Here is a 2,996-nt window from a genome sequence, read left to right on the forward strand (position 1 = left end):
GTCCGGGTCCTTGATCAGCGAAAGAAAAGGAGCCAGGCCGGTGCCGGTGGCCAGCAGCCACAGTGTGCCGCCGGGCAGCAGGTTTTGCAGCAACAACGTGCCGGTCGGCTTGCGGCCAACCAGGATGTCGTCGCCAGGTTTGAGGTGCTGCAGCCGCGAAGTCAGCGGGCCGTCCGGCACCTTGATGCTGAAAAACTCCAGCTGGTCCTCGTGGTTCGCGCTGGCCACACTGTAAGCGCGCAGCAGCGGTTTACCGTCCACGGGAAGGCCGATCATGGTGAACTGGCCGTTCACAAAACGGAAGCCGGAATCACGGGTGGCGGTAAAACTGAAGAGGTTGTCGGTCCAGTGGTGGACGGAAAGAATGCGTTCGGTGTTAAAGGCGCTCATGAGAAGAGGGGAAAGGCAAGGGGAAACAAGAGGAAGACGGAAAGTGGTTCTGGATGACGGGGCAGGGCTCGTGCGTATCTTCAGCTCAGGCCTATAGCGCGAGATCCTGCGAGACAGCCTCTCATTTTATCGCCTGTACGAAACCTCGCTCGCGACCCTGGTGGCAAAGCCGCTCACGGCTACGGCTCACCGCCTGGCCGGCCGGCGGGGTGCCCATGCAAACCAGCCCATCACAGCAACGGGTAGCCACAGGCCGACCCAGACCACCAGTCTCCCAGCCCCCGCCGGATTCCAGCGAGGTTAGCAGGCCTGTTGCGCTGGGCACGCCCATTGCGATGGGCCAGCGCCACAGGTGCCAGAAGGCGCGTTTGGGGAATCATTCGCGCAATCTTGGCGGGGTGGGCTTTGGCCCCCGGTTGAGGCGGTTTTTTTAGCGCTTCAAGGCCTTACCGGCGTATCACGCGGCGATGGGGCTGCGGATCAGGTAGTCAAACGCGCTGAGCGCCGCCTTCGCGCCTTCGCCGGCTGCAATGATGATCTGCTTGAATGGCACGGTCGTTACGTCGCCGGCCGCAAACACCCCCGGCACCGAGGTCTGACCCTTGGCGTCAACGATGATCTCGCCGTGTTTGGACAGATCCACCACGCCCTTGAGCCAGTCGGTGTTGGGCACCAGGCCGATCTGGATGAACACGCCTTCGAGCTCCACGGTTTTCAGCTCGCCACTGGCACGGTCTTTGTAGACCAGGCCATTGACCTTCTGGTCGCCGGTGATTTCGGTCGTCTGCGCGTTGGTGATCACCGTCACGTTTTGCAAACTGCCCAGCTTGCGCTGCAGCACGGCGTCGGCACGCAGCGCGGTGTCGAACTCAATCAGTGTCACATGGCCGACGATGCCGGCCAGGTCGATCGCGGCTTCGACGCCGGAGTTGCCGCCGCCAATCACCGCCACGCGCTTGCCCTTGAACAGCGGGCCGTCGCAGTGCGGGCAGTAGGCCACACCCTTGTTCTTGAACTCATGCTCGCCGGGCACGTTGATGTTGCGCCAGCGCGCGCCGGTCGAGATCACAATGGACTTGCTTTTGAGCGATGCGCCGCTTTCGAGCTGCACTTCAATCAGGTTTTTGTCGGGCCCGCTATTGGGTACCAGCGCCTTGGCGCGCTGCAGGTTCATGATGTCCACGTCGTAGTTGCGCACGTGCTCTTCCAGTGCGTGCGCAAATTTGGGGCCTTCGGTTTCCTTGATGGAGATGAAGTTCTCGATGCCCAGGGTGTCCAGCACCTGGCCTCCGAAACGCTCGGACGCCACGCCGGTGCGGATGCCCTTGCGCGCGGCATACACGGCCGCAGCCGCGCCGGCGGGGCCGCCGCCGACGATCAGCACGTCAAAAGCTTCCTTGCCGTCGATTTTTTTGGCTTCGCGTTCGACGCCGCTGGTGTCAATCTTGGCCAGGATTTCTTCCAGGCTCATGCGGCCGTTTCCGAACATGGTGCCGTTGAGGAAGACCGTGGGCACGCCCATGATCTCGCGCTCCTTCACTTCATCCTGGAATGTGCCGCCCTCGATCATGGTGGTCTTGATGCGCGGGTTCTGCACCGCCATCAGGTTCAGTGCCTGCACTACGTCCGGGCAGTTGTGGCAGGTCAGCGAGACATACACCTCGAAGTCGAAGTCACCATCCAGCGCGCGGATCTGTTCGAGCACGGGCTGCTCGACCTTGGGCGGGTAGCCACCAATCTGCAGCAGCGCCAGGATCAGCGAGGTGAATTCGTGGCCCATGGGCAGGCCGGCAAAGCGCGGGCCGTGGTTTTCACCGGGGCGGTTGATGGAGAAAGAGGGCTTGCGGTGCGGGTCGTCGCGGCTTTCGGTCAGCTTGACCAGCGGCGAAGACTCAGCCACGTCTCTGAGCAGCGACAGCACTTCGCCCGAAGCCTCGCTGCCGTCCAGCGACGCGACGATTTCGATGGGCGCAGTGGCGCGTTCGAGATAGCTTTTCAGTTGGGCTTTGGTGGCGGCGTCGAGCATGTCGGACTCACTTTCAGGGTCAGTTGGAAACAAAAAGGCCCGGGACGGCACATCTGTGTGTGCCGGGCCCCGGGCCTTCGTCAGGAAGGCAGCGGGGTTCTTAGATCTTGCCAACCAGGTCGATGGACGGGGCGATCGTCTTGGCGCCTTCGTTCCACTTCGCAGGGCAAACCTGGCCGGGGTGGGCGGCGGTGTACTGGGCAGCCTTCAGCTTGCGCAGGGTCTCCTTGACGTCGCGTGCGATCTCGTTGGAGTGCACTTCAGCGGTCTTGATGACGCCTTCAGGGTTGATCACGAAGGTGCCGCGCAATGCCAGGCCTTCTTCAGGGATGAACACGTCAAAGGCCTTGGTCAGCGTGTGGGTCGGGTCGCCCACCAGCGGGAACTTGGCTTTGCCGACTGCGGGGGATGTTTCGTGCCAGACCTTGTGCGAGAAATGGGTGTCGGTGGTCACGATGTAAACCTCTGCACCGGCCTTCTGGAATTCTGCGTAGTTGTCGGCAGCATCTTCAACTTCGGTAGGGCAGTTGAAAGTGAACGCGGCCGGCATGAAGATCAGTACCGACCATTTGCCCTTCAG

3 protein-coding genes are annotated in these 2,996 nt (G+C 62.0%); all 3 read right to left on the reverse strand.

Features of this window, described 5'->3' with window-relative positions:
• Positions 1–390: ferredoxin--NADP reductase (locus AC1D0Z_RS18660; protein WP_477659688.1), on the reverse strand; the 390-nt coding region annotated here is incomplete at its 3' end.
• A 457-nt stretch (positions 391–847) separates the two neighbouring features.
• Positions 848–2,416: an alkyl hydroperoxide reductase subunit F gene (ahpF, locus tag AC1D0Z_RS18665; RefSeq protein WP_477659689.1), complete on the reverse strand. Its 1,569-nt coding sequence runs from the start codon at positions 2,414–2,416 to the stop codon at positions 848–850.
• A gap of 100 nt (positions 2,417–2,516) precedes the next feature.
• Positions 2,517–2,996 (reverse strand): redoxin domain-containing protein (locus AC1D0Z_RS18670; RefSeq protein ID WP_477659690.1); only part of this gene is annotated, 480 nt, incomplete at its 5' end.

This window comes from Polaromonas sp. P1_E3, from assembly GCF_056405935.1.

What these genes read in the sequence shown, in the direction of transcription:
- ahpF (WP_477659689.1), bottom strand. Translation starts at nt 2,416, where the DNA reads ATGCTCGACGCCGCCACCAAAGCCCAACTGAAAAGCTATCTCGAACGC.